Origin of the sequence: Nocardia sp. NPDC052001, from assembly GCF_040680615.1 — a bacterium.
In the GTDB taxonomy this organism is placed as follows: domain Bacteria; phylum Actinomycetota; class Actinomycetes; order Mycobacteriales; family Mycobacteriaceae; genus Nocardia.
Genome location: NZ_JBFAXC010000002.1, coordinates 1141085 through 1165343, shown reverse-complemented (window position 1 = coordinate 1165343; position 24259 = coordinate 1141085). Strand labels below are relative to the sequence as shown.

Below are 24259 nucleotides of genomic sequence, written 5' to 3'. Positions count from 1 at the left end.
AGCCGTGGGTGATCATGCCCACGGTCGCGTGCTCGCCTCCGAATGAGAGGGTTTGGCAATGGACAGTGCCGAATCCACCACGCAGGCCGAGGATTCGAGCGCGGTGGTGCCGCGCCCGGATCCGCCGGCCGCCCGGAGCTCACCCGTCACGATTCTCGGGCTGGATTTCGTGGGTCTGGTATTCGCGCTGTTCTTCTTCGCCTGGAGTCTGAGTCCGTCACTGGTGCCGCGGGATTGGATCTTCCAGGGCATCGTCACCGGCATCACCAGTGCCACCGGGTACGGGGTGGGCCTGCTGCTCGCGTTCCCCGTTCGCCGGTGGGTGGCGCCGCGGTTCGCGTGGTGGCGGCTGCGCTATCGATTCGAGTTGGCCTCGGAGATCCTGGTCGCGGTGCTCGCGGTATCGACGGTGATCAGCACCCTGCTGGCCGCCGCGAATTGGCAGCGCGATGTCGATCTGCTGATGGGGATGCCCCCGACGGCCGGAGCGGGGTACCTGCGAACGGGTGTGATCATCGTGGCCATCTTCGCGCTGGTGCTGCTCATCGCACGAGGCTTACGGCGTGCGGCTCGCGCGCTGGCGGAGACGCTGTCCGCGCGATTGCGGCTGCCGCTGACGGTCGCCCACGTGCTCGCGCCCATCACGGTCGCCGCCATTGTGCTGATCTTCATCGACAAGGTGTTGCTCGCGGGTGGTTCCGATGCGGCGCGCACGGTATTCGCGGGCCAGAACAACGGCACCGAACATGGTGTCCTGCAACCGATTCAGCCGGAACGCTCGGGTAGTCCGGCGTCGCCGGCGCAGTGGGACACCCTGGGTCTGCAGGGCCGGACCTTCGTCGCCGGGGGAGTCGGCTCCAGCCGCTTGGCGCAGCTCAACGGTGCGCCCGCGCGTGAGCCGATCCGGGTGTACGCGGGATTGGCCTCGGCACCCGATCTCGCCGCCCGGGTACGGCTGGTCGTGGAGGAGCTCGATCGCACCCGGGCCTGGGATCGCAAGGTGCTGGTGGTGGCGGGTACCACCGGCACCGGATGGGTGAATCCCGCCGCGGCGCAATCGCTCGAGCTGATGTACAACGGCGATTCCGCCATTGCCGCACTGCAGTATTCGTTTCTGCCCAGCTGGATTTCGTTTCTGGTGGATCGTTCGGCCGCACAGCGTGCCGGAGCCGCGCTCATCGACGGGGTCCGACGGCAGTGGGCGCAATTGCCCGTCGACCATCGCCCGCGCCTGATCGTGTTCGGGGAGAGTCTCGGATCGCAATCTGCCGAGAGCGCGTTCGATAGTCTGCCCGAACTGCGGCGATCGGTGGACGGCGCGCTTTTCGTCGGCCCGCCCAATTCCAACCGGCTCTGGCGGGAGATCGAGGATCGGCGTGACCCCGGCACCCACGAGGTGCTGCCCAGCTATGCGGGCGGGCTGATCGTCAGATTCGCCGCGGGCAAACAGGATTTGGACGTGCCCGAACAGGATGCGATTCGCCCGGGCCTGGATCCATGGCCCGAGCCCCGGGTGCTGTACCTGCAGCACGCCTCCGATCCGGTCGTCTGGTGGAATCCGAACCTGCTGTTCACCCGGCCCGACTGGCTCACCGAACCCCCGGGCCGCGATCGCACATCCGCCATGCGCTGGTACCCCCTGGTCACCTTCTGGCAGGTCAGCGCCGACCTGGCCCGCGCCCAATCGCCTCCCTCGGGCCACGGCCACAACTACGAGGACGTGCTCCCGTACGCCTGGGCCGCCGTCGCCGCTCCAGCGGGCTGGACGCCGGCCGACTCCGACCGCGTGGCCGCGGCACTGACGACCATCGACGCCCAGCGCTGATCCGGCACGAAGGCCGCGGTCGAGATCGCGGAGTAGCGAAATACGTTCGGCTAGACCGATTCGGTGACGGGCTCGGGAACCGCGAGGCGGGTGTCCAGGATGAGTCCGATCACCCCGATCGCGAGACAGGCTGCGGTGAGGATCAATTGTCCCGGTGAGGTTTTGCCGGTGAGCGCGTCGCCGAGTAGGACCGTGCCGATGGTGCCCGGCAGAATGCCGAGCACGGTGGCCGCCAGATACGGCTGCATCCGCACCGAAGACAGTCCGGCGCAATAGTTCACGACCGAGAACGGCGCGAAGGCGATGAGCCGCAGTGACCCGATGGCGAGCCAGCCGCGCCGCGCCAATCGCGCGTCCACCGCGCGCACCGCGGGATGGGTCAGCCGGGCGCGTACGCGATCTTGATCGAGGGCGCGTACCAGCAGCAGCGCCAGCACCGCACTCAATGTCGTCGCCGACACCGCCAGCGCGAGCCCTTCGGCGGGTCCGAACAGCATGCCCGCGCTGAGGGTGAAGATGGTGCGCGGGAACGGCGCGACGCAGACCAGCGTGTGGACCACGAAGAACACCAGCGGCAGCAACGGCCCGACCGAATCGGCCCAGTCGCGAATCTGCTGCGGTGCGGGATGCGGTGCGAAGGCGGCCAATCCGAACAGCACAGCGATACCGATCAGCGTCGCCAACACGCGCGGCCGGCGCAGACGGCCGAGCACTCCGGCCATACCGCTCACTACTTCGCGAATGCCGCCGTCCTCCTCGTGCGCACCATGGGTCGGGTGCGGACTTTACCGACCGGGCGCTGCGCGGGTGTGGCTGGCTCCGGAAGGATGGTGATACCCGCGCTGAACAGTCCGGATTCCGATCGCACCCGGGCGGGAGGGGTTATTGGCAACTTGCCAGGTTACTCACTGGTAGTGAGACTCAGTGGACAGGAATCACAGCCATCCCGCTAGCATCAGGGGAAAGACGAGGAATGCTCGTTAACCGAAATGACCTCTGAGCAGTGCGGATGCATTACAAACCGGTCGTTTGGTCAGTGAGTGGAAGAAGGAACAGCAGCTATGCCGATTGCTTCAGACCCGGACGCCGATCCGGTGCCCGGGTACGCCGCCTGGCGCAAGGGTGTTGCCGGAGTGCTGGCCAAGGCCCGCAGGGTCGAGGCCTCGGAACTCCCGGAAGAGCCGGAGAAGCTGCTCGCGGTCACCACCTATGACGGTCTTACCGTCAACCCCCTCTACACCCGTCGCGATGAGCTGCCCGAGCAGCCGTTGCCGGGCGCCTTCCCGTTCGTGCGCGGCGGTGACGCCACTCGCGATGTGCATCGCGGCTGGTTCGTCAGCCAGCGCTTCGGGGGATCCGACGGGGCCACTGTAAACCGGCAGATACTGGACGCGCTGGAAAACGGCGTGAGTGCGGTATGGCTCGGTGTCGCGGACCGCGGCGTTCCGGTGACGGAGCTTCCCGCCGCGCTCAACGGACTGCTGTTCGAGCTCGCCCCCCTTGCCTTGGACGCCGGTCCCGCCGCCGCCGAGGCCGCGGCGCAACTGTTCTCGGTGCTCGACGGCTATGAAGTGGCCGATCGCACCGGAATTCAGGTCTCGCTCGGCGCTACTCCGCTGACCAGCCTGTTCGCCGGTTCCTCCGCCATCGATCTGGACGGGGCCATCACCCTGGCGCAGCAGGCGGTGGCGCGGCCGGAGAATATTCGCGCGATCACCGTGTGCGGCATCGCATTCCACAATGCGGGCGCTTCCGCCGCGCAGGAGCTGGGTGCGGCCGTGGCGGCCGGACTCGAATACCTGCGCGCACTCACCGATGCGGGCGCGGATATCGCCGATGCGCTGGATCAGCTCGGATTCCGCTTCGCGGCTACCGACGACCAGTTCGAGTCCATCGCCAAATTCCGTGCGGCCCGCCGTCTTTGGGCGCGCGTGGCGCAGGTCGTCGGCGCGCCCGATTACGGCAATGCCCCGCAGCAGGCCGTCACCTCCGCCGCTATGATGACCCAGCGTGATCCCTGGGTGAACATGCTGCGCACCACCCTCGCCGCGTTCGGCGCGGGCGTCGGCGGCGCGGATATCGTCACCGTGCTGCCCTTCGACGACGCGTTGCCCGCCGGGGAACTCCGTGTCTCGCAGGCATTCACCGAGCGCATGGCGCGCAATACCCAGCTGCTGCTGCTCGAGGAATCGCACCTCGGACATGTGCAGGACCCGGGTGCGGGCTCCTGGTACGTCGAATCGCTCACCGATGACCTCGCCGCCAAGGCATGGGAGTTCATGCAGGAGATCGAGGCCGCGGGTGGATACCTCGCCGCATTGCAGGCGGGCCTGCTCGCCGAACGCATCGAGGCGACCCGCGCCAAGCGCGATTCCGATGTGGCACACCGCAAGACGGCCGTCACCGGCGTCAATGAATTCCCGAACCTGAACGAGGAGCCGCTGTCCGAGGCGGCCCGCGCGGCCAGCCCGATCGCCCGCTACGGCGCGGCCTTCGAGGCGCTGCGCAACCGCTCCGACGCCTACCTGGCGGCCAATGGCGCACGGCCCAAGGCCCTGCTGGTGCCGCTGGGCCCGGTGTCGGAGAACAATGTGCGCGTCACCTTCAGTGCGAACGTACTGGCCTCGGGCGGTATCGAACCGATCAACCCGGGCGTGCTGAGCGCGGACGGAATCGGCGCGGCGGCAACCGAATCCGGTGTCTCGGTCGCGGTGCTGTGTGGTTCGGACCCGCGCTACGGCACCGATGCCGCCGCCGCGGTCGACGCCCTGCGCGCGGCCGGTGTCACCACCGTGCTGCTGGCCGGAGCCGAGAAAGCGGTGGCCGACCTGACCGGCGCACAGCGTCCGGACGGATTCCTGACGGCGCGGATGGATGCGGTGACGGCGCTGTCCGGCCTGCTGGAGAAGCTGGGAGCATAGAGATGAGCGATATCAAGCATCTGATCGGCAATTTCGCCGAGGTTCCGCTCGGGGAGCCCGATACCGCCCCCGTGGAGGCCGCGCAGGTCGAGGAGTTCGTGGCCGAGGCCGCGGCCGCCAATCACTATGCGCCCGAACAGCTCACCTGGGCGACGCCCGAAGGCATCGACGTGCCACCGGTATTCACCAAGGCGGACCGCGATGCCATTGTGGCCGAGGGGTATCCGCTGGACTCGGTACCGGGTATCGCGCCGTTCCTGCGCGGTCCCTACCCGACCATGTACGTGAACCAGCCGTGGACGATTCGCCAGTACGCGGGCTTCTCCACCGCCGCGGATTCGAACGCCTTCTACCGCCGCAACCTGGCCTCGGGTCAGAAGGGTCTGTCGGTCGCGTTCGACCTGGCCACGCACCGCGGGTACGACTCCGATCACCCGCGCGTGACCGGTGACGTCGGCATGGCCGGTGTGGCCATCGACTCCATCCTGGATATGCGGGAACTGTTCGATCAGATTCCGCTGGACCAGGTGTCGGTGTCGATGACCATGAACGGCGCGGTGCTGCCGATTCTGGCGCTGTACGTCGTGGCCGCCGAGGAGCAGGGCGTCAAGCCCGAACAGCTGGCCGGAACCATTCAGAACGACATTCTGAAGGAGTTCATGGTCCGCAACACCTACATCTATCCGCCGAAGCCGTCGATGCGGATCATTTCCGATATCTTCGCCTACACCTCGGCCAAGATGCCCAAGTTCAACTCGATCTCCATCTCCGGCTACCACATTCAGGAAGCCGGGGCCACGGCCGATCTGGAGCTGGCGTACACCCTCGCCGACGGCGTGGAGTACATCCGGGCCGGTATCGAGGCGGGTATGGAGGTCGACAAGTTCGCGCCGCGACTGTCGTTCTTCTGGGCCATCGGCATGAACTTCTTCATGGAGGTCGCCAAACTCCGTGCGGGACGCCTGCTCTGGAGTGAGCTGGTCGCCAAGTTCGAGCCCAAGAGCGCGAAATCGCTGTCACTGCGCACCCATTCGCAGACCTCGGGCTGGTCGCTGACCGCGCAGGACGTGTTCAACAATGTGGCGCGCACCTGTGTCGAGGCCATGGCCGCCACCCAGGGGCACACGCAGTCGTTGCACACCAACGCACTCGATGAGGCGCTGGCGCTGCCGACGGACTTCTCCGCTCGTATCGCGCGCAATACCCAGCTGTTGATCCAGCAGGAGTCCAACACCACGCGGCCGATCGACCCGTGGGGCGGCTCGTACTACGTGGAGTGGCTGACCCATCAGCTCGCCGAGCGCGCGCGTGCGCATATCGCCGAAGTGGAGGCGCACGGCGGTATGGCGCAGGCGATTTCGGAAGGCATTCCGAAGCTGCGCATCGAAGAGGCCGCGGCCCGTACCCAGGCGCGCATCGACACCGGCCAGCAGGCCGTCATCGGCGTGAACAAGTACCAGGCCGAAGAGGACCAGGAGATCGAGGTCCTCAAGGTCGAGAACTCGCGCGTGCGCGCCGAGCAGAACGAGAAGCTGGTGCGCCTGCGCGCCGAGCGCGATACCGCCGAATGCGAACGGGCCCTGGCCGAATTGACCCGTGCCGCAGCCTCTTCCGAGGGCGGTATGGAGAACAACCTGATGGCGCTGGCGATCGCGGCCGCGCGCGCCAAGGCCACCGTCGGTGAGATCTCCGACGCGCTGGAGAAGGTGTACGGCCGCCATCAGGCCGAAATCCGTACGCTCTCCGGTGTTTACCGCGAGGAGGCCGGCAAGGTGTCGAACATCAGTAAGGCGATCGAACTCGTCGACGAGTTCGCCGAGGCCGAAGGCCGCCGTCCCCGCATCCTGGTCTGCAAGATGGGTCAGGACGGGCACGACCGCGGTCAGAAGGTGATCGCCACCGCGTTCGCCGACCTCGGCATGGACGTCGATGTGGGCCCGCTGTTCCAGACCCCCGAAGAGGTGGCCCAGCAGGCCGCCGACAATGACGTGCACATTGTCGGCGTCTCCTCGCTGGCGGCGGGCCATCTCACGCTGGTGCCCGCCCTGCGGCAGGCGCTGGCCGATGTCGGCCGGTCCGACATCATGGTCGTGGTCGGCGGCGTCATCCCGCCCGGCGATTTCGCCGAGCTGTACGAGGCGGGTGCGGCGGCGATCTTCGCGCCCGGCACCGTAATCGCCGACGCCGCAATCGATCTGATCAAGAAATTGGCCGATTCACTGGGCCATGAGATCGGCACCGGCGCGGCCGAATGAGTGACGCCGTGCGTGCGGCCGCGGGTGACCCGCATCCGCGGCTGGGCACCACCGCCGGGGTCCGCGCAGCGGGCGGGCCCCAGGCCGCGGCGCGCGGTGTGAAGCGGGCCGTCGATGTCGATCAGCTCGCGGAGCAGGTGCGGGCGGGGGAGCGGGCCGGGTTGGCGCGCGCCATCACCCTGGTCGAATCCACTCGCAGTGATCATCGTGAACTGGCGCAGCAGCTGCTGCTGCGCCTGACGCCCGCGACGGATGCGGTGGTGTCCAATCGTGTTGGTATCACCGGTGTTCCGGGCGTGGGTAAGTCGACGTTCATCGACTCGCTGGGCATGTCGCTGATCGAGCAGGGGCATCGGGTGGCGGTGCTGGCGGTGGATCCGTCCTCTACTCGCACCGGTGGTTCGATCCTGGGCGATAAGACCCGGATGGCGCGACTTTCGGTGGAGCGCAACGCATTCATCCGCCCGTCACCCACCGCGGGCACGCTCGGTGGTGTCGCCAAGGCCACTCGCGAGACGATCGTGCTGCTGGAGGCGGCGGGCTACGACGTGATTTTGGTCGAGACGGTGGGTGTGGGCCAGTCCGAGGTCACCGTCGCCAATATGGTCGACGTCTTCTGCTTCCTCACCCTGGCTCGCACCGGAGATCAGTTGCAGGGCATCAAGAAAGGCGTCCTGGAGCTGGCCGACCTGGTGGCGGTCAACAAGGCCGACGGCAAGCACGAACTCGAAGCCAAGGCCGCAGCCCGTGAACTGGCCGGGGCCATGCGCCTCATCCACCCCCGCGATTCCCTGTGGCACCCACCGGTAATCACCATGAGCGGCCTGAACGGCGTTGGCCTGGACAAGTTCTGGGATACCGTCCTCACCCATCGCAAGGTCCTCACCGAGGCGGGCGAATTCGCCGAGAAGCGCCGCCGCCAGCAAATCGACTGGACCTGGACCATGGTCAACGACAGCCTGCTGCGCCGCCTGTCCGACAACCCGAACGTGAAATCCGTTCGCGCCCAAGTAGAATCGCAGGTCCGCGCGGGTTCGTTGACACCGGCGCTGGCCGCCGAAGAACTCCTCCGAGCGTTCGACCAGCACTGATGACCATCATGGGGGAGTGCCGATGACCATCACCCGCGGCACCCTCGCCGACGCCGAAGCGGTCGCCACGCTCCACACCGAGAGCTGGCGCACCGCCTACGCGGACATCATGCCCGCCGACTACCTCAACGGCCCGCTCTACGAAGAGCGCTTGGCCCTGTGGCAGCACCGCCTGACCACCCCAACCCCCGGCGCGGCCCTATTCGTCGCCACGGACGCGGCCACCTTGACGGGATTCGTCTACCTCGCACCACAATCCGACGGCCGTATCCTCCTGGACAACCTACACGTCCGCCCCACCCTCAAACGCTCGGGCACCGGCACCCGCCTTCTGATCCACGCCCAAGCCTGGGCCAGCACCGAACATCCCGGCCGCACCCTCTACCTCGAAGTCCTCGAAGCCAACACCCCGGCCATAGCGTTCTACGAACGCCACGGCGGCAAACGCACCGACCGCCGCCCCGCCCACTTCCCCCAGGGCTTCACCCTCACCGAACTCGAATACACCTGGCTCCCCACCTAAGCTGACCGTCATGCTCGACCCCGCAACCGTCTCGCCCAACCTCACCGACCGCGGCCGCATCCCCTCGGTCCTCCGCTTCACCACCGAACTCATTGCCTGGGTCGCAACCCCCTGGGCTCTTGCCGAACATTCGGTAGTGCTGGCGGTTCTTTCGGTGATTGTGCTCATCGGCCTGCCGACCGTGTTCTCCACGCCCGGGGACAAGAAGCAAACCCTCATCCCGGTTCCGGGCATCGCGACGATCGCCCTGGTCGTGCTGCAACTCGCCGCTGCGGTAATCAGCTCCTGGCTGGCCTGGCAATCGTGGCTCGCGATCCTGGTCAGCGTGTTGGCATTGCTGACCGTGCTCGCCGAGTTGCCGCGCTGGCGATGGTTACTCCATGCCCCCGGCCGGTCGGCCGTCGGCGGCGGCGGTGAGTCGGCGGGCAAGATCGCGTAGGGCGTCATTGAGTTCGGCGGGCTGTTCGATCACGAACCGGCGGTGTAGGCCGGCCAGGAGAGGGGGAATCCAGTCGAGCTGTTCGGCTCGGATTTGAACGCGGACCCAGGGTTCGGCATCGGAGGATGACGAATCGACTTGCTGCACGGTCGCGATCGCCTCGGGCAGGAGTGGGCGGACCTGGACCGGCGTGCCCTGAACCAGGATCGACACCTCGTACCGATGGGGCGCTGTGGCGAGACTGGAAAGCAAATGTGCGCTGGCATCGAATCCAGCTGGAGGAGTGAATATCTCGGAAAGAACCGTTGCGGTGCCGATACGGTCGAGTCGGAACTGACGTGCTTCGCTGCTGCGGCCGTCCTTACCGGTCACGTACCACCGGCCGGAGTGGGCGACGAGCCCGTACGGGTGGATGGTTCGTTCGCTGTGGCGTCCGTTGCGATCGGTGCATGTGATGCGAGCGTTCGGTGTTCGCGCGTTGCCTCGGCGAGGCGGAGGAGCACGGTCGTGTCCACGGCGACTTCTGGACGGTCGTCGGCCGTGAATTCGACGGTGGTGATCAGTGCTTCCAAGCGGGTGGTCAGGCGGGCGGGCAGGACCCTGCGGAGTTTGGCGGTGGCGCTTTCCACGGCGTGGGCGGTCGTAGATCCGCTGCGGCTGGTGAGCAGCCCTAGCAATACGGCCACCGCTTCGTCATCGGTCAGCATCAGGGGTGGCATTCGATACCCGGGAGCGAGCCGGTAGCCGCCATAGCGGCCCCGAACCGATCGGATCGGGATATCCAAGTCGGTCAGATGGGTGACGTATCGCCTGACGGTGCGCTCATCGACCCCGAGCCTGTCGGCGAGCGCGCCGACGGTGTGGGTGCCGCCGGTCTGCAACAGCTCCAGCAGCGCGAGCACACGGACGGTAGGCCGAGTCATCGGGAAATTCTCTCATCGATACCGGGCGGAATCTGTCCGGTATACCTCCTACCGTGGCCTTCGACGGCGCACCCGCCGCGCGAATTCCGACCACGGGAGTACCCGATGAACCTCGTCTCGATCCGCCTGATCACCGACAACATCCACCAGCTGGTCACCTTCTACGAACACCTGACCGGCATCGAACCCACCTGGAGCACCCCCGACTTCGCCGAACTCACCACCCCCTCCGCCACCCTCGCGATCGGCAGCACCCGCACCGTCCCCCTCTTCGCCCCCGGCAGTGCCCGCCCCGCCGACAACCACACCGCCATCATCGAATTCCACGTCCCCGACGTCGACGCCACCTACGCGCGCCTACGCGCCACGGTCACCGATTTCGTCAACGAGCCGACCACCATGCCCTGGGGCAACCGCTCCCTCCTACTCCGAGACCCCGACGGCAACCTGATCAACCTCTTCACCCCGATCACCGAGCAAGCTCTCGCAAAGTTCGCCTGAACGGCGTCACCGTGATCACGTCGAGTTCCCGCACCAAGACCCCGGGCATCTCCTCCCCATCGAAATGCTCGACACTCGGCACGAGCACGGCCTCCGCATCCAACCGAGTCGCCTGTGCCTTCAACCGAGCGAATGGCGGCCGCCCGAACTTCGGGTCGTAGATCACCATGTCGGCGAAGTCATAGCCCAGCCGCTCCGCGAGCCTACGGATCTGACTCTGGTCCCAAAGTTGCCCCGCTCCGGACACATCGGTCCGCAGGTAGCCCAAACACGGTGGCCTGTAGTGCATTTCCGTTGATCCTCTAGTCGATTCGTGGTCGTCGTCCTGTACGAACTCGGAGAGTTCCAGGTAGACCCCCGAGCAATCCTCAGACGCGTCCCCGGCTCGAAGTTCCAGAACACCGCCGGGGAATCTGAAGATTCCGGTACCTCGGTTCATCGGTGCTCCCTCACTGGTCGAATGTGAGCCGCTTGTTCACGACGAGCAAACCGCAGTGTTTGCGAGGCAAGAAAGATGGCAAGTCGTGCGGAAACGGGACTTGCCACACCGGCGCGGTAGACCAGAATGAAACCCATGGCCAGGGGTGAGGGCGACTTGACGAACGAGCCTGACCGGCGTCAGCCATCGGTCGCCGACCAGCTGGCGCGCGAAATCAAACGCTTTCGAAGAGAGGCGGGCATTTCTCAACGCGTATTGGCGTCCAAGATCGGCTACTCGCGTCAGTACGTCACGCTGACCGAGTGGGAGAATTCCAGCCTTCCCTCGCGTGAGATTGTTGCCGCAATCGACGGTGCCCTCGGGGCGGCAGGAGCGCTCGTCACCCTTCGTGCGCATGCGGATGATGATCGACAGGCCAGGCGTCATACGGATGCGGGCTCACTCGGTGCACCGACTGTGCCCTGTAAGACGCTCACCGCCAATGTGTTCAGCCCTTTCGATTTGGAGGCCGTGCCCGATCGATATGTTCCTGAACCCTGCGGAACCGGTAGGGTCGCGCTTTCCGATGTCGAACGAGTGAGGGACGCCACCCGCCACGCCGCGGCCACTGAGAACCTGAGCGGTGGCGGACCGGCCAATACCCTTGCGAGTCGGCAGCTTTACGAGCTCGCACCGCTCGTGCGAGGAAGGGGTGCACCCGAAACCCGCCGGGCGATGTTCGAAGCTGTCGGCAACCTGGGTGGCGTGGCAGCGTTTGCGGCCTTTGATATCGCGGACTTCTCTACCGCAGAACAGCACTCGCGTTTTGCACCTCTGGTGCGCAGACGCCGCCGGATCTTGGGAACTGCGGGCAAGCGTGCTCGCCGATATGGCTCGGATGACGGCCTATACCAGCGGTGCTGACAATGCACTGTCACTCGTCGAACTTGCTCAGGTGCGTTCCGACAGACTTTCCGCCACCACGCGCGCAATGCTCAGCACGCGACGCGCGCAGTTCTTCGCCGCACTCGGACGTACCGACGAGACATTGAATGAAGTAGCGCGCGCCGACGACTATTTCGCCGACAGCGTGCCAAGTGAGGACGCGCCCTGGATGTGCTACTACGACGAAGCCGAGCACCTGGGCAGCACCGGCAAGGCTCTCATCCCGGTTGCGTTGGCGCGAAACCAGAAGGAACTGGCCGCGCCCCGAATTGCCCAGGCAATCCGGCGGCAGGATGAGAGCTATCCACGGTCTCGAACCTTCTCGCTGACCCGACTGGCCACGCTCACGATGCGCATTGGGAATCCGCGGGAAGCGGCGGGGCTCGGAGTGCAAGCCGCACACCATGCGAAAGGACTTGATTCCCGACGGGTTCGCGATGAATTGCAGGTGCTGACTCGCGCGTCCATCAAGCACCTCGACATACCTGAGGTGAACGAGCTCTACGGTGTGCTCGCCGAGGATCGTGAACAACCCGGGGTGCCCTCGTGACTCAACCCGGAGAACAGATTTCATCCGCTGATGTGCTGGCCCGGGCCGCGGCCCTCGGAGGAGTGGACGCGCGGGGCGCAGTAAGAATTCGCGAAGGTTCCCACGCGATCTTCGAGTTGCCCAACGGGGTTGTGGCTCGAATCGGTGAATCGGGAAGTTACCAGGTGGCGCAGCGGGAACTCTGTATCTCGCGCTGGCTCAACCAAAATGGCATCGAAACCGTGCGCGCGGCGGACTCTGTGTCGCAGCCTACGCTGGTTGGTGACCAACCCGTGACCTGGTGGACCCTGATCCCGGACCACAGGCCGTCCACACCCGGCGAGCTCGGCGGCATGCTTCGAAAGTTGCACACCCTGACCCCTCCAACTGAATTCCCGCTTCCGTGTTATGCGCCATTCGACGGATTGCGAGAACGTATCGAGTCCGCCGCCACGATCGACGAAGCAGACCGTTCCTGGCTTCTGGCGCAGTATCGGCAGCTGCGTCAGCGCTACGACGATATAGGTGATCCGTTGCCTCCGTGCGTCATACACGGCGACGCCTGGCAAGGAAATCTTGTGGCGCCGCCCTCGGGAGATCCCATAGTGCTGGACCTCGACAACGTATCTATGGGATGGCGAGAATGGGATCTCGTTCAGCTAGCGGTGGACTACACCGACTTCCAACGGATCTCCGACGACGAGTATGAGAGCTTCGTGGCGGCGTACGGCGGCTACGACGTCACCCGGTGGGCAGGCTATCGGGTACTCGCCGACATCCAGGAGTTCCGGTGGGCAGGCTTCGCGCTAGGCCGATCGGATGGCAGCCATGCAGTCGTGACCGAGGCCGCGCACCGGATCGCATGCCTCCGCGGGCTGGTGCCGAAGCCCTGGGCGTGGCGGGCGCTCTGAACGTGCACCGCGTGTGCCGAGGTCAGGGGATGCGCTCGAGGAAGAATTTGATTCGTGCCGGTTCATTGCTTCCGGTGGTTGCCAACCTCAGGATCGGGAATGAGAAGCGCTGGCAGATGGCGTCTTTCACGGAATCGCGCTCGATTTGACTGGGATCTCCCTCATGGGGGTAGAAGCCGTCTACTTCCACTGCGCAGAGGTTGGCGTTTGTGATCTGGTTGAAGATGACGAAGTCGAAGGTCGAACGGTTTCTGATGAACTCGCGCTGTCTGTCGGTCAGGCGGGAGCGGTCTCGTGGGAATACATGTTGCAGGGGAACCTGTCGGTGTATTGCCAGATGATGGTATGCGGGGTCGGTGAGGATCTCTTCCAGGAAGGTCAGCGCGATGTCTTCCGAGGGGTTTTCGGTGCGGTCCCAACCGATGCGCGGGTGTTTGCGACGGCGTTTTTCCTGTTCGGTGTAGAGCAGATCGAAGATCGATACCACGTTGCTGTCGACCACGGCATTGCCGGGATCGCGGTATCGGATATAGCCGATCAGGTCGCGCAGATGGCGGCTTGCCGGTAGTTCCGACGGGTGCGTCACCAGGACGAACAACCGGGCCGCGCGGGATACCGCCACATTGATCAATTTCGGGTCGTCGGCGAACTGGAGTGCCTTCAGGCTGCTCTTGGAGTTGTCCAGGACCGTCGTCATGACGATGGCGGCTTTCTCCCGGCCCTGGAATTTGTGCACGGTATCGGCTTCGATGGAGTCGATCAAAGCATCGGTGACCTTGTTGGCCTGCCGTCTGTAAGGCGTGGTGACCCCGACATCGTCCAGGGCGATATCGGCGGATATCCAAGGAATGACCTCGTTTTGGATCACGTCGATCTCGCGCTGATTGCTGCGCCCCATGGTCAGGGGGTTGGTGTCACCGCGGATGTAGCGCATGTGATTGCCGGGGGAGGTTCGCACCACGGTCATCGGCGCGAATTTCGTCTCGCTGGCGGTGTACGGAATCAGTTTGCGGTCGTAGAACTTTCGATTGCAGAACTCGATGATGTCCGGATCGCAGCGATAGTGCTCGCGCAACATTGTGCGGGGAATTCCATCGCCGAAACAGTCGATGACCGTGGCCAGCACACTGTTCCGGTAGTCGAAGACAGGATCGGGCGCCGCGGGCACGCCTACCAGTGCCGTTGTGACCGGCGGCAATTGCTCGAGATCGCCGACGACGATCAGATTGCGCGCGCAGGCCAGCGTCGGCGCAACCGTTGCCAGGTCCACCTGTGATGCTTCGTCGATGATGAGGTAGTCCAGGAGCGTCGCGGCGCCGATGCTGTTCTGCAGTGAATGACAGGTGCTCAATATCAGCGGATAGTCCTGAGCGAACTGCTCGAACTGACGCTGATAACCCTTGCGGTACGTGCTGCGGGCGATCGCGCCGTAGCGGATGCACAGCGAATCCCGCAGCAGCTGCTGGGACAACCGTGCTTGTTCGGCAAGGTGATCGTCGAACTGCTTCCCTGCCAACGTGTTACGCAGCGCGTCGACCTGTTGTTCGAGTTCGGCGATTCGCTTCCGGTAGTAGAGACGTTCGATCCGCAGGATGACATCGGCATCCCCGGCATCCACCTTGCGCAGCGCCCGATACTTGAAATAGTGCCGCACGATATCGGTCATCCGCTGCCAACTGCCGTCCCTGATCCAGCGGGGATCGGTGTCCTCGATGAAGGCCAGCAGTTTATCCGCGCGATATCGCCGCAACAGCGGCAGTTCATTGACGCCCGGCACCTCGCCCCGCTCGAAGAATGACTCGAAATGTCGCTGCTCCAAACGGAATCCGTGCAACTGCTGCTGCAGTTCCGCGCGCCGCCGATCCTGCTTCAGCAGGTCCTCCAGTCGCCGATTCACCTTGCGGAGTCGGTCGGCCGCCTTCTCGTCGGCTATCGGCGCAGCTCCCACCATCGCATCGACCGCGATATTTCGTGGTCCTTGCGTTTCGAAGAACCCGTCTCGCTTGTGTGAGCTTCCCAGATTCGCCGCGACCATCCCGAAGCCTTCGCGAGTCAGCTTTCCGAAGACATTGTCAACCGCGGGATTACTGAACGACACCACGCCCACCGTCACTCCCGGCCGGCAGATTATCGACGCGATTATGTTGAGAATCGTCTGCGTCTTTCCCGTTCCCGGTGGTCCGTCGATCACCGAAATCGGATAGTGGAGGGCATTACCCACCGCCTCGCTCTGACTGATGTTGGTCCGGAACGGATACAGCGCCAACGGCACCGCCTCGTCCGCCAGTGGCTCGATCGGTGATCGTTCGAGGATCCGCGCCAACGCCGATTCCGCGTGAATAAAACTCAGGCGCTGATGATTCCGCTGCAATACCTGTGCGGCCTCCCCGCTCATCAGATCCACCACCGCGCGCCAATATGTCAGCACCGCCCGCGAACCGGCACCGATGTTCGCATTGGGCGCGACAGCCACGCGATCGGCGCTGTAAGCCTCCCATCGCTGGCGGCCGGTCAGCACATGCCACCAGCCCTGGCCCGCGCCCGGCCCGGTGAACAGGAACCCCTCCGCCGCATCCACCACAGCCCCGTCGACAACCAGCCGCGTACCGGGCGGCATCCGTTGCGGCCGTTCGAGCATCGTCACCAGATCCAACCCGAACGTGTACTCCTTGGGCAGCCCGAATCGCACGCGAAAACCGGCGGGCCCCCGCTCCAGAAAGCTGATCTCGAGCGTCTTATCCACCGGCTCCCCGCCGCCCCTGCGTCGAATGACAACCGCAACACCCCGTGGATCGAGCATCGAACCCCCTGTTTTCCGCCGCTCGGCAAAAATTCTACAGTTCGCTGATTTTCACCGGGTTCGATTGAGGCACTGGACATTCGGTGAATTGAAGTCGCCCCGAGAACTCACTGCGGCGCGTTGCGTCCGGGCCGATGAGGATGTCGTCGGGTTCGAGTAGTTTGCGCGTCATGGAACTCGAGCTACCTGATCCTGATGTACTGCTGACACGGTTGGAAGCATTGAACGGCGACTACGCGAGCGTCCGCGGTGATATGCGTAGCTTGGCTGGCGATCGCATGGGTGGTCGGACGGAACCGGCCCAAGCGCGGCGAATGGCGATAGAGGACGGCGCGGGCAACTGGTTCGCGGTGATCCGCCTACCCGATGATCGGGCAGTGCTCTTCGGATGGGACGAGTCAGCTGCACGGTGGTCACCCGACGACGACCCGTGGGAGGGCGCTCCCGCGTGGGCAATCGCCGCCGACAGGAACTTCGGAAATCCCCGAATCAACAGTGCGACGGTGGCATTCGTGCGTTGGTGGGATGACGGTAGGTGGCGGCAATCGGAGGATGATCAACCTGGCGAGGACGGTCTGTACATGGCAACTAGATTTGTGTCGAACCCCTGGTTTCCGGCCGGGAAGCCCGAAATGGAGCGCTCAATCGCGCTGGCCCGCGCAGGTGCTTTCGAACCAGATGAACCAGACCTGCGTATCGGCGAGTACGCGTAACCGATGCCGGGTTGGTCAAACCGGTGCAGATCTTCGTCGAGATCGACAGCGACGGTTATGAATCCCGCAAGGTCGAGTGCTTTCATTCCGGTGGCGTCGGGTTCGCTGGTGGTTTCACGGAGACCGACTCCACCCAGTTGTCGGACGATCCCATCGAATCGATCGAGCAGCACTGGCAAGGTCCAGATCGGACTCTCGAGGAGATATCGCCGCAGGAATTTCAGGTCGAGTGGTTGATCGCGGGCGGTTTCGAATAGTCCTCGGGCTATCCTGCGCAGATGACGGATGCTCCGTGTCGGCCAGTGTTGTTTCTGGATGTCGACGGGCCGCTGATACCGTTCGACGGGTCGGTGGGGGAGAGTGACCATCTCGGGAATCCGCTTGTGGCGCGTGTGGATCCGAGTGTTGGGGCGCTGCTCGCGGCGCTTCCCTGTGAGCTGGTGTGGGCCACGACCTGGATGCATGAAGCCAATGAGGTGATCGGGCCTCGATTGGGGTTGGGCACGCTGGGAGTTGTGGAGTGGCCCGAGGGGGCCGATGATCGGGTTGACGCGTGGTTCGGGTTGCATTGGAAGACACGGGCATTGGTTGAGTGGGCGCGGGGGAGACCGTTCATTTGGGTTGATGATGAGATCGGTCAGGGGGATGTGGAATGGGTGGCGGGGAATTATGGGAGTCCGTCGTTGCTCTATCGAGTTGATCCCCGGATTGGATTGCGGCGTAGTGACTTCGGCGTGTTCGAGGACTGGTGCGCGCGGGTGATGGGTGTCGGGTCAGGTGGGTGAGGGCTCCAGCCACTTCGGTAGCAGCGGTTCCGAGATTGCGGGCAGCTGTACTACGGGGGGATTGGTGGTGGGGGAGGGAACCGGGGTGGCCTTCATTGCCAGGAGACCGGCGATGATCAGGATGAGGGCGGCTATCGCGCCGGCGGTGTGGCGGATGATTTTGAACCAGTTCAGTCTTCGGCGGCCCTGTGGCGCCGAACTTTTCGCGACCATCACTCTCCCCAACGTGGCTATGGGCTGATCGTGGGGCGGGCGGCGAACATTACAGATCGTTAGAGTCCGGGGGTGAATACGCCGGGAGAATCGCCGTCGATACTGGCATTGGCCGATCTGGCTACGCCGATGTCCATTCGGGTGGCCGCTACGCTCGGGCTTGCCGAGCTGGCGGGCGATACGGGTGGGACAGTTGTCGAATTAGCCGCTCGCTCAGGGACTTCCGCGCCAGCGCTCGAATTGCTGCTCGACCATCTGGTCACCGTCGGCGTATTCGACTGTGATCGGGCATCGGGCAGGTACCGGACCACATGCCTTGGTGATCAGATGCGCGCGGACGCCCCGGAGGGGTTCAGAATCCTGCTGGATATCGACAGCGCCGGTGGCCGAGCCGAATTGGCGTTCGTCGAGTTGCTCGGAACGATCGTTGCCGGTGCTCCGGCGTATCCCCGGCGGTATGGACGCTCATTCTGGGCGGATCTGGATGCCGAGCCCGCGCTGCGGAAATCCTTCGACGCACAGATGAAGTGGCGATTCCAGGCGATGGCGGGGCAGATCGCGGAACAGTTCGACTGGGGACGCTTCACCCACATCGTGGACGTGGGCGGCGGTGACGGAACGCTTCTCATGGCAATTCTTCGTGCGCATACCGGAGTCCGAGGACAGGTCCTGGACCTCGCGCCAACGGCGGCATTGGCGGCCGAAACCTTCAGGGCCGCTGGGCTTACCGATCGTGCCACCGCATTATCCGGCAACTTCTTCGATCCGTTGCCCACCGGGGCCGACGCTTACCTGCTGTCCGACATCCTGCACGACTGGGACGACACACACGCCCGCGCCATCCTGGCCGAATGCGCACAAGCCGCAGACCCGAATAGCGTTGTCGTAGTACTGGAACCGATCCGGGGCGAAGGCGCGAATACCGCGATCAACCTATTCATGCTGATGTGCTTCGCCGGTCGCGAACGTACCGTCGAAGAACTGACCCGACTGGCGGCGGACTGCGGACTCACTCGCCGCGCGGTGACGCGGGTGGCAGACGGGCGGACCGCTATCGAATTCCAACCGGCCGGGCATCTCGAGCAGACACCCCGGCCGGTGGATGCGACTCCCGAATCAGCTGCAGGCGGGGGAGGTCTGGTTGCCGAGTGAGAGCATGTTGCAGATCCATTCCTTCTGGACCTTCCACTTGCCGTCTTCGGCGATGAACGGGACGACCGCGTTCTGCGGGGTGCCGCCATTGAGGGCCAGCTGCACGTCGGCGGTGAGGGTGCCGTTGCCGAGGTCGGTCACGTTGGTGACCTTCACCGAGACGTTGTTCTGGGTGTAGACGTCGCTCAGGCGCTGCGGGAGGGACGGGTCCGAGGAGACGCCCTGCATCAGTTCGAGCTTGGCCTCATTGGGGGTGCTCGGGTCGACGACCTTCTGGAATGCGGCGTTGAGGTCATCGGCGGTCGGCACCGGCGGGTAGTTGGTCTGAGCGGCGGCGGTGGTCGCCTTCGACGCGGCGGTGGTGGTGGCCGCGTGCTTGCCTTCATGCTTGTCGCCGCTGCCGCACGCGGACAGTCCGAGCACCGAAACCAGGGCGAGTGCGCCGATCGCGATGCGTCCACTCTTCGAAAACGTCAACTGCTCATCCTTCATCGTCGAAAACATCTGTCGCGCACAGTGTCAGCCGGGCGACCGGCGACATCGCGCGATTCTCGACCTTACCGATCAGTCAACCGGATGGACTCATCGGTGGGCGGCCTCGGCCAAATTCAGTCCAAACCCTCAGACTCGGACATATCGCCCGGGTCCGCGCTCATCGCGCAAGGCGGCCGACCGCCAATTACGATAGCTACGAAATAGCTCACTGATACGGGTCGGCGGGAGGGAGTGTCATGGCGACACCCGTGGGACAGCAGGCATGGCGAGAACTGATCGACCAGCTGATCGAACAGCGCCGCCGATTAGCCGCGGCCGACGACCTCTACCGGCCATTGACGCTGCCGAAACCCGGTGCGACAGCAGCCGAACTGCGCGCCGCGGAGGAACGACTCGGCCACCCGCTCGATCCGCACTACCGCGAATTCCTGACCGTAGCCAATGGCTGGGACGAATACTTCCTGGGCTCCGGACTACTCGGCACCGACGACCTCGGCACCGGCGACCGCTGGTTCGCGGCCGAGGAGACCCTGCAGATCTTCATGGAGAACAGCTCGGGCGTCCTGGCCGCGGACCTCGGCATCCCGGACGATCCGGCCGTCTGCCAATCCATCGGCGATAACGACAACGGCTACGCCTCACATCTGTACCTGCTGCTTCAGGACACACCGGGCGGCCCGGCCGGTGGCGTCTTCCCGCTCGATATCGGCTCGGACACCATCTGGCCGGACCTGTACTCGTACCTGTCCTATGAACTACCCCAGCTGCGCGCCTTCGCCGACTCCGCCGAACTCGGACCGCATTCCGACACCTGGGGCCGCGATATCCGCAAGGATCCGCCCTCGATGGCCGATATCGTCGCCAAGATCGCCGAACTATCCGCGCTGGCCTTCCCGGAACATCCGGTCGTGCTCGAGATGGGCGCTTCCGAAGCGGAATTGGATGAACTCGACAGCGCCGTCGCGGGCGCACTGCACCCCGAGCACCGCGAACTGCTCTCGATCACCGACGGCATGATCTCCTCACCATGGGGCCTGGGTGAAGTGCTGTCCACCGGCCAGCTGCTCGACGGCGGCCGCTGGCGCGAAATCCTCGTCGCCGCACAGGAATCCGAGGATGAGGCGTTCCGCATGCTATTGCACGGCATGCGCGCGGGCGGCCATCCGGACCCCGAACCCAAGGCTCCGGTCCTGCAGCGAATCGGCCGAATTCCCGCCGTGCCCTTCGCGATCCTGGGTGTCCGCCCGTTCGGCGTCGACACCCGCGACGGCTTCGTGCGCTCCCTGCTCGACGACTCCACCGTCGCCGGTCCGCGCGATGGCCACACCACCGCCGCGGGCACGGTCCGCGAGCATCTACTCAAAGCCTGCGACAGCCTGTGGTGGCAGACCCGAATCCGCGCCGACTGAGACCGATCATCAGTCCGCGAGAAGCGTCAACTGTGCCCCAGGGCTGATCCGGCTGCCGACGCGGCTGATTTGCCCACTCGGTGGGGTGATACGAACCCCGCGCAGGCACTGCCGCCGCCGACCCGCGCTGGGTAGGGTCGGCTCCCATGATCGTCTCCGCGGCCGGGCCCGCGACCATCGGACAGGAACGGGTATGGGGCGCACCCATATTCGTGCTCGGCGGGCTACAACTGCTGGTGGTGCTGGACGGAACGGTCGTCGCGCTGGCACTGCCCAATATTCGGCAGGCGCTCGGCTTGTCCGAGGCGGGTGGCAGCTGGATCGTCACCGCGTATGTGCTGGCACTGGGCGGGCTGATGCTGTTGTGCGGGCGATTGGGGGACACCTTCGGGCGCAAAAGGGTGTTCACGTTCGGCGTCGCCATGTTCACGCTGAGTTCGCTGCTGTGCGGAATCGCCTGGGATCCAGCGGTTCTGGTGGGCGCGCGAGCATTGCAGGGAATGGCGGCCGCGATCGCCGCTCCGACGTCAATGGCGCTTGTCGCCACCACCTACGCACCCGGTAAGGCGCGCAGTCAGGCGTTCGCGGTTTTCGCCGCGCTCACCGGTGTCGGTTCGGTGGCCGGTCTCATCGCGGGTGGTGTGCTCACCGAGATCTCCTGGCGGCTGGTCTTTCTCATCAATGTCCCGATCGGTGTGCTGGTCACCGTGGGCGCACTGGTATGCCTGCGCGAATCGGTCGGCGAGCGCACCGCCCTCGATGTCCCCGGCGCGATCCTGGCCACCGGCGGCGTCACCCTCGCAGTCTTCGCGTTGAACGAGGCGGGCAATGGCGTCACCCGGCCGCTGGTGTACATCCCGGCGATCGTCTCGCTCGTCCTGCTCACCGCCTTCGTGATGGTCGAACGCCGCGCCCCCAATCCGCTGCTGCCATTCAGCCTGTTCCACAATCCGAATCGCGTCGCCGCGCTCATCGCCATCGGCCTGTCCGGCGCGATCATGATGTGCCTGTCGGTCTTCATCTCCATGTTCCTGCAGGGCGTACTGCGCTATTCGCCATTGCAGAGCGGAATGGCGGTGCTGCCCTTCGCCGTATCGCTCGCCGTCGGTGCGACGCTCTCCTCGCGTTTGGTGCTGCGCGTGCAACCGCGCTGGCTGGTGATCATCGCGGGCGCGGTCATCCTGACCGGCTGCGTCTACGCCTCGACGATCGTGGACACGGACCCCGCGTACTTCCCGGTCATCGTCCTGGCGGCAGTCATCATCGGTTTCGGATTCGGTTTCGCGGTGATCCCGCTGACCCTGTCCTCGATCGCCGGTGTGCGCCCCGCCGATATCGGCCCGCTCACCGCCCTGGCGCAGGTGGCCCAGAGTCTGGGCGGCGCACTGGGTTTGGTGGCGGTCGGCGCCGCGGTCGCCACCCGGGTGCGCGCCGAGGGCGGCACCACCGACCCGGCCGCGGTGGCATCGGATACGCAATTGCACGCACTGGCCATGGGTTACGGCGTCGCCTTCCTGTGCTCGGCCGGTATCGCGGCGGCCACAGCCTTGGTCGTATTGGGTATGCGCTTCACACCGGCCGATATCGCCGAAGGTCAGGCGGCGCAGGAATCCGCGCACGAGGGCTGAATCGCCCTTCCACTCAGCATGATCCGATAGTTGGACAACTATCGAACAATCTGGCTAGGCTGGCCGGATGACCGACCTGTACACGCGAGAATGGGGCGCGGGCGACCGCCTCGCCCTGCTCGTACACGGCATCACCACCGATTCGACCACATGGCTGCGGCTCGGTCCCGAACTCGCCGAGCGCGGCTATCACGTCATCGCCCCCGACCTGCCCGGTCACGGCAAAAGCGCACGCGCCGCGGGTTATTCGGTCGAATCCCTGGCACGTGCCCTGGCCGACAGCGTCCCGCACCCACCCGAACTCGCGATCGGACACTCACTCGGCGGGCTCCTGCTCGCCACCGCGGTGGAGGAGATCAAACCGGAGCGAGTCATCTACATCGATCCCGCGTGGGGCCCGGGACATCCGTCCATCGCCGAGGCATTCCGTGCGCAGAAGTATTGGACGCTGGACGATGTCCGAAGCGCCGCGCCGCGATTCACCCCCGAAGCGCATGTGAACAAGCTCGAATCACTAGCGTTGTGGGATGAGACGACCCTGGAGATCATCCCGGCGCTGACCGGATTCACTCCGGCCCCGCCGTCGGCTCGCACCCTGCTGCTGCTCGCCGATCCCAGCACTGTCGTGACCCCCGATCAGGCAGTCGAATTGACCGCCAAGGGTTTCCACGTGCACACCGTGCCGGGCGCGGGCCACGTCATCCACCACGACGACTACCCTGCATTCCTGAACGCCGCACGGGAGTGGCTCTGACCCGTCATTCCTGGACGGCGTCGGGCATCCGCAGATGATGGCTGAGGTCGCCTGTCAGCGTGATGTGGACCTGGCGTTCGGCGAATCGCCACCGCCCGTCATGGCGCTCGAAGCGATCGCGGTACTTTCCCGCTGCCACCGGCTGTAGCGGGAAATCCGAAACGGCCTGGAAGACGGTGAAATACGATCGCGCGGTCGCCGTGCCGGTCTCCTCGTCGAACTCGATGGCGATATTGGTGATGGCGTGGTGGGTGCGCGGGGTGCCGTCCTCGTAGCGGATCACCATCGCGCGGAACATCCGCTCGACCGCCGCACTGCCCCGCACCGCTGCCCCGCTGCCGATGAACACGCCGTCCGCGAACAGGGCGCTGGCGCCGGCGAAGTCTCCGGCGTCGATCAACTCCGCGTACTCGGCGATCAGATTCGTCACGGCGACGGTATCGGCGGCTGTGCTCATATCCGGGAGCGTAGGCGACCGGACCGCCGTTGCGGTCTTGTGCGGGTCATGAGGTGACGTTCGGCCCTGTGTGCGGCCGGTCCCGGACCGCACCCTTGAAGGAGGCGAATGCCGGATCCCCAAGTGGATCAATATCTTTCGAGAGGCGCAAACTATGAAACCGTTGTCGGAATCGCTGACGGACCTGGCGGCGCGGGTGAAGCAGTTCGAGGACTCCTCCGCCGCGACACGCGAGTCGAACCGCACAGCAATGCACGCTCGACGCGAAGAGCTGAACGCGACCGTGGAGCGTGAGCGGAACGAGCTCGAGAAGACCGCCGCGGATCTGCGCACTGCCGCGCAGAGCTGGTGGTCGGACACCCGCGAGGCCATCGAGCACCAGATCAGCGCGATGCGCGCGGATTTCGAGAAGTGGCAGGCCGAGGTCAAGGCACAGCGTGCCGACTCCGCAGCCGTACCCGCCGAATCCGCCAAGACCCCGGAACCGGCGAGCAAGAGCTGACCGAATAACGCCACGACCAGGTTGTCCGCGGCCCCTCCCCATCTGACCGGGGAGGGGCCGTGTCGTTCGT

26 protein-coding genes are annotated in these 24259 nt (G+C 65.2%); 19 read left to right on the top strand and 7 right to left on the bottom strand.

From position 1 onward, the window contains the following. Nucleotides 1–58: 58 nt before the first annotated feature. Nucleotides 59–1825, top strand: a complete 1767-nt coding sequence (locus tag AB0L82_RS13780; RefSeq protein ID WP_364635000.1) for an alpha/beta hydrolase — start codon at nucleotides 59–61, stop codon at nucleotides 1823–1825. Between the two features lie 50 nt (nucleotides 1826–1875). On the opposite strand, the gene AB0L82_RS13775 is transcribed toward AB0L82_RS13780, so the two are convergent. Continuing rightward, the gene (locus AB0L82_RS13775; RefSeq protein ID WP_364636073.1) at nucleotides 1876–2538 is read right to left on the bottom strand and encodes a TVP38/TMEM64 family protein; all 663 of its coding nucleotides are present in this window, start codon (nucleotides 2536–2538) and stop codon (nucleotides 1876–1878) included. A gap of 348 nt (nucleotides 2539–2886) precedes the next feature. Here AB0L82_RS13775 and AB0L82_RS13770 point away from each other — a divergent pair, with 348 nt between their 5' ends. From AB0L82_RS13770 to AB0L82_RS13750, 5 genes are read left to right on the top strand one after another with little or no spacing between them, the layout of a single operon-like run. After that, nucleotides 2887–4746 (top strand): methylmalonyl-CoA mutase family protein, encoded by a 1860-nt coding sequence (locus AB0L82_RS13770; protein ID WP_364634997.1) that lies wholly within the window; start codon nucleotides 2887–2889, stop codon nucleotides 4744–4746. Beyond that, on the top strand, nucleotides 4743–7001 hold the full coding sequence (gene scpA / locus AB0L82_RS13765; protein ID WP_364636070.1) for a methylmalonyl-CoA mutase: 2259 nt from the start codon (nucleotides 4743–4745) through the stop codon (nucleotides 6999–7001). The genes AB0L82_RS13770 and scpA overlap by 4 nt, the downstream gene beginning before the upstream one ends. Further along, nucleotides 6998–8092: a methylmalonyl Co-A mutase-associated GTPase MeaB gene (gene meaB / locus AB0L82_RS13760; protein ID WP_364634994.1), complete on the top strand. Its 1095-nt coding sequence runs from the start codon at nucleotides 6998–7000 to the stop codon at nucleotides 8090–8092. Before scpA ends, meaB begins: the two co-directional genes overlap by 4 nt. 22 nt (nucleotides 8093–8114) lie before the next feature. Beyond that, nucleotides 8115–8615 carry an N-acetyltransferase gene (locus AB0L82_RS13755; RefSeq protein WP_364634992.1) on the top strand — a complete coding sequence of 167 codons (501 nt, stop codon included), beginning with the start codon at nucleotides 8115–8117 and terminating at the stop codon, nucleotides 8613–8615. 10 nt (nucleotides 8616–8625) lie between these two features. Further along, entirely contained in the window at nucleotides 8626–9054 is a 429-nt protein-coding gene (locus tag AB0L82_RS13750; RefSeq protein ID WP_364634989.1) for a hypothetical protein, read from the top strand. On the opposite strand, the gene AB0L82_RS13745 is transcribed toward AB0L82_RS13750, so the two are convergent. Together AB0L82_RS13745 and AB0L82_RS13740 are read right to left on the bottom strand one after the other, a co-directional pair. Continuing rightward, nucleotides 8989–9468: a WYL domain-containing protein gene (locus AB0L82_RS13745; protein WP_364636067.1), complete on the bottom strand. Its 480-nt coding sequence runs from the start codon at nucleotides 9466–9468 to the stop codon at nucleotides 8989–8991. The two genes, AB0L82_RS13750 and AB0L82_RS13745, sit on opposite strands and share 66 nt — an antisense overlap. Further along, nucleotides 9423–9977, bottom strand: a complete 555-nt coding sequence (locus AB0L82_RS13740; RefSeq protein ID WP_364634986.1) for an HTH domain-containing protein — start codon at nucleotides 9975–9977, stop codon at nucleotides 9423–9425. Before AB0L82_RS13740 ends, AB0L82_RS13745 begins: the two co-directional genes overlap by 46 nt. A 105-nt stretch (nucleotides 9978–10082) precedes the next feature. On the opposite strand from AB0L82_RS13740, the gene AB0L82_RS13735 reads away from it, so the two are divergent. After that, nucleotides 10083–10478, top strand: coding sequence for a VOC family protein (locus tag AB0L82_RS13735; RefSeq protein ID WP_364634983.1), 396 nt, complete (start codon nucleotides 10083–10085; stop codon nucleotides 10476–10478). On the opposite strand, the gene AB0L82_RS13730 is transcribed toward AB0L82_RS13735, so the two are convergent. Continuing rightward, nucleotides 10447–10917 carry a hypothetical protein gene (locus AB0L82_RS13730; RefSeq protein WP_364634980.1) on the bottom strand — a complete coding sequence of 157 codons (471 nt, stop codon included), beginning with the start codon at nucleotides 10915–10917 and terminating at the stop codon, nucleotides 10447–10449. The genes AB0L82_RS13735 and AB0L82_RS13730 overlap by 32 nt on opposite strands. A 135-nt stretch (nucleotides 10918–11052) precedes the next feature. Between AB0L82_RS13730 and AB0L82_RS13725 the strand changes: the two genes are divergently transcribed. Genes AB0L82_RS13725 through AB0L82_RS13715 form a run of 3 tightly spaced genes read left to right on the top strand, consistent with a single transcriptional unit; the run spans nucleotide 11053 to nucleotide 13281 of the window. Beyond that, complete coding sequence (locus tag AB0L82_RS13725) at nucleotides 11053–11820, top strand: helix-turn-helix transcriptional regulator (protein ID WP_364634977.1); 768 nt, start codon at nucleotides 11053–11055, stop codon at nucleotides 11818–11820. Beyond that, the gene (locus tag AB0L82_RS13720) at nucleotides 11795–12391 is read left to right on the top strand and encodes a hypothetical protein (RefSeq protein WP_364634974.1); all 597 of its coding nucleotides are present in this window, start codon (nucleotides 11795–11797) and stop codon (nucleotides 12389–12391) included. The genes AB0L82_RS13725 and AB0L82_RS13720 overlap by 26 nt, the downstream gene beginning before the upstream one ends. Further along, complete coding sequence (locus AB0L82_RS13715; protein WP_364634971.1) at nucleotides 12388–13281, top strand: aminoglycoside phosphotransferase family protein; 894 nt, start codon at nucleotides 12388–12390, stop codon at nucleotides 13279–13281. Before AB0L82_RS13720 ends, AB0L82_RS13715 begins: the two co-directional genes overlap by 4 nt. A gap of 22 nt (nucleotides 13282–13303) precedes the next feature. On the opposite strand, the gene AB0L82_RS13710 is transcribed toward AB0L82_RS13715, so the two are convergent. Then, the gene (locus AB0L82_RS13710) at nucleotides 13304–15553 is read right to left on the bottom strand and encodes an AAA domain-containing protein (RefSeq protein WP_364634968.1); all 2250 of its coding nucleotides are present in this window, start codon (nucleotides 15551–15553) and stop codon (nucleotides 13304–13306) included. A 63-nt stretch (nucleotides 15554–15616) separates the two neighbouring features. Between AB0L82_RS13710 and AB0L82_RS13705 the strand changes: the two genes are divergently transcribed. The 5 genes from AB0L82_RS13705 to AB0L82_RS13685 all read left to right on the top strand — a co-directional run bounded on the left by AB0L82_RS13705 (nucleotide 15617) and on the right by AB0L82_RS13685 (nucleotide 18944). Next, entirely contained in the window at nucleotides 15617–16129 is a 513-nt protein-coding gene (locus tag AB0L82_RS13705; protein ID WP_364634965.1) for a hypothetical protein, read from the top strand. A 122-nt stretch (nucleotides 16130–16251) separates the two neighbouring features. After that, nucleotides 16252–16794, top strand: a complete 543-nt coding sequence (locus AB0L82_RS13700) for a hypothetical protein (protein WP_364634962.1) — start codon at nucleotides 16252–16254, stop codon at nucleotides 16792–16794. Between the two features lie 23 nt (nucleotides 16795–16817). Further along, a complete protein-coding gene (locus tag AB0L82_RS13695; protein ID WP_364634959.1) occupies nucleotides 16818–17051 on the top strand; it encodes a hypothetical protein in 234 nt (77 codons plus the stop codon). Nucleotides 17052–17072: 21 nt separating this feature from the next. Next, nucleotides 17073–17579 carry an HAD domain-containing protein gene (locus AB0L82_RS13690; RefSeq protein WP_364634956.1) on the top strand — a complete coding sequence of 169 codons (507 nt, stop codon included), beginning with the start codon at nucleotides 17073–17075 and terminating at the stop codon, nucleotides 17577–17579. 285 nt (nucleotides 17580–17864) lie between these two features. Continuing rightward, on the top strand, nucleotides 17865–18944 hold the full coding sequence (locus AB0L82_RS13685) for a methyltransferase (RefSeq protein WP_364634953.1): 1080 nt from the start codon (nucleotides 17865–17867) through the stop codon (nucleotides 18942–18944). Here the strand turns inward: AB0L82_RS13685 and AB0L82_RS13680 are convergent. Beyond that, entirely contained in the window at nucleotides 18909–19421 is a 513-nt protein-coding gene (locus tag AB0L82_RS13680; protein ID WP_364634950.1) for a hypothetical protein, read from the bottom strand. The two genes, AB0L82_RS13685 and AB0L82_RS13680, sit on opposite strands and share 36 nt — an antisense overlap. A 254-nt stretch (nucleotides 19422–19675) precedes the next feature. On the opposite strand from AB0L82_RS13680, the gene AB0L82_RS13675 reads away from it, so the two are divergent. The 3 genes from AB0L82_RS13675 to AB0L82_RS13665 all read left to right on the top strand — a co-directional run bounded on the left by AB0L82_RS13675 (nucleotide 19676) and on the right by AB0L82_RS13665 (nucleotide 23230). Further along, nucleotides 19676–20848, top strand: a complete 1173-nt coding sequence (locus AB0L82_RS13675; protein WP_364634948.1) for an SMI1/KNR4 family protein — start codon at nucleotides 19676–19678, stop codon at nucleotides 20846–20848. A gap of 146 nt (nucleotides 20849–20994) precedes the next feature. Continuing rightward, complete coding sequence (locus tag AB0L82_RS13670; RefSeq protein ID WP_364634945.1) at nucleotides 20995–22476, top strand: MFS transporter; 1482 nt, start codon at nucleotides 20995–20997, stop codon at nucleotides 22474–22476. 67 nt (nucleotides 22477–22543) lie between these two features. Next, nucleotides 22544–23230: an alpha/beta fold hydrolase gene (locus tag AB0L82_RS13665; RefSeq protein WP_364634942.1), complete on the top strand. Its 687-nt coding sequence runs from the start codon at nucleotides 22544–22546 to the stop codon at nucleotides 23228–23230. A 4-nt stretch (nucleotides 23231–23234) separates the two neighbouring features. Here AB0L82_RS13665 and AB0L82_RS13660 read toward each other — a convergent pair whose 3' ends face one another. Beyond that, complete coding sequence (locus tag AB0L82_RS13660) at nucleotides 23235–23687, bottom strand: nuclear transport factor 2 family protein (protein ID WP_364634940.1); 453 nt, start codon at nucleotides 23685–23687, stop codon at nucleotides 23235–23237. A gap of 154 nt (nucleotides 23688–23841) precedes the next feature. Here AB0L82_RS13660 and AB0L82_RS13655 point away from each other — a divergent pair, with 154 nt between their 5' ends. Continuing rightward, the gene (locus AB0L82_RS13655) at nucleotides 23842–24189 is read left to right on the top strand and encodes a hypothetical protein (protein ID WP_364634937.1); all 348 of its coding nucleotides are present in this window, start codon (nucleotides 23842–23844) and stop codon (nucleotides 24187–24189) included. Nucleotides 24190–24259: the final 70 nt, after the last annotated feature.

Coding starts and splice junctions, on each gene's coding strand:
- AB0L82_RS13770 (WP_364634997.1), top strand. CDS start 2,887: ATGCCGATTGCTTCAGACCCGGACGCCGATCCGGTGCCCGGGTACGCC.
- AB0L82_RS13780 (WP_364635000.1), top strand. CDS start 59: ATGGACAGTGCCGAATCCACCACGCAGGCCGAGGATTCGAGCGCGGTG.
- AB0L82_RS13660 (WP_364634940.1), bottom strand. CDS start 23,687: ATGAGCACAGCCGCCGATACCGTCGCCGTGACGAATCTGATCGCCGAG.
- AB0L82_RS13750 (WP_364634989.1), top strand. CDS start 8,626: ATGCTCGACCCCGCAACCGTCTCGCCCAACCTCACCGACCGCGGCCGC.
- AB0L82_RS13720 (WP_364634974.1), top strand. CDS start 11,795: ATGACGGCCTATACCAGCGGTGCTGACAATGCACTGTCACTCGTCGAA.
- AB0L82_RS13730 (WP_364634980.1), bottom strand. CDS start 10,917: ATGAACCGAGGTACCGGAATCTTCAGATTCCCCGGCGGTGTTCTGGAA.
- AB0L82_RS13700 (WP_364634962.1), top strand. CDS start 16,252: ATGGAACTCGAGCTACCTGATCCTGATGTACTGCTGACACGGTTGGAA.
- AB0L82_RS13735 (WP_364634983.1), top strand. CDS start 10,083: ATGAACCTCGTCTCGATCCGCCTGATCACCGACAACATCCACCAGCTG.
- AB0L82_RS13665 (WP_364634942.1), top strand. CDS start 22,544: ATGACCGACCTGTACACGCGAGAATGGGGCGCGGGCGACCGCCTCGCC.
- meaB (WP_364634994.1), top strand. CDS start 6,998: ATGAGTGACGCCGTGCGTGCGGCCGCGGGTGACCCGCATCCGCGGCTG.
- AB0L82_RS13725 (WP_364634977.1), top strand. CDS start 11,053: ATGGCCAGGGGTGAGGGCGACTTGACGAACGAGCCTGACCGGCGTCAG.
- AB0L82_RS13755 (WP_364634992.1), top strand. CDS start 8,115: ATGACCATCACCCGCGGCACCCTCGCCGACGCCGAAGCGGTCGCCACG.
- AB0L82_RS13740 (WP_364634986.1), bottom strand. CDS start 9,977: ATGACTCGGCCTACCGTCCGTGTGCTCGCGCTGCTGGAGCTGTTGCAG.
- AB0L82_RS13675 (WP_364634948.1), top strand. CDS start 19,676: ATGGCGACACCCGTGGGACAGCAGGCATGGCGAGAACTGATCGACCAG.
- AB0L82_RS13690 (WP_364634956.1), top strand. CDS start 17,073: ATGACGGATGCTCCGTGTCGGCCAGTGTTGTTTCTGGATGTCGACGGG.
- AB0L82_RS13655 (WP_364634937.1), top strand. CDS start 23,842: ATGAAACCGTTGTCGGAATCGCTGACGGACCTGGCGGCGCGGGTGAAG.
- AB0L82_RS13670 (WP_364634945.1), top strand. CDS start 20,995: ATGATCGTCTCCGCGGCCGGGCCCGCGACCATCGGACAGGAACGGGTA.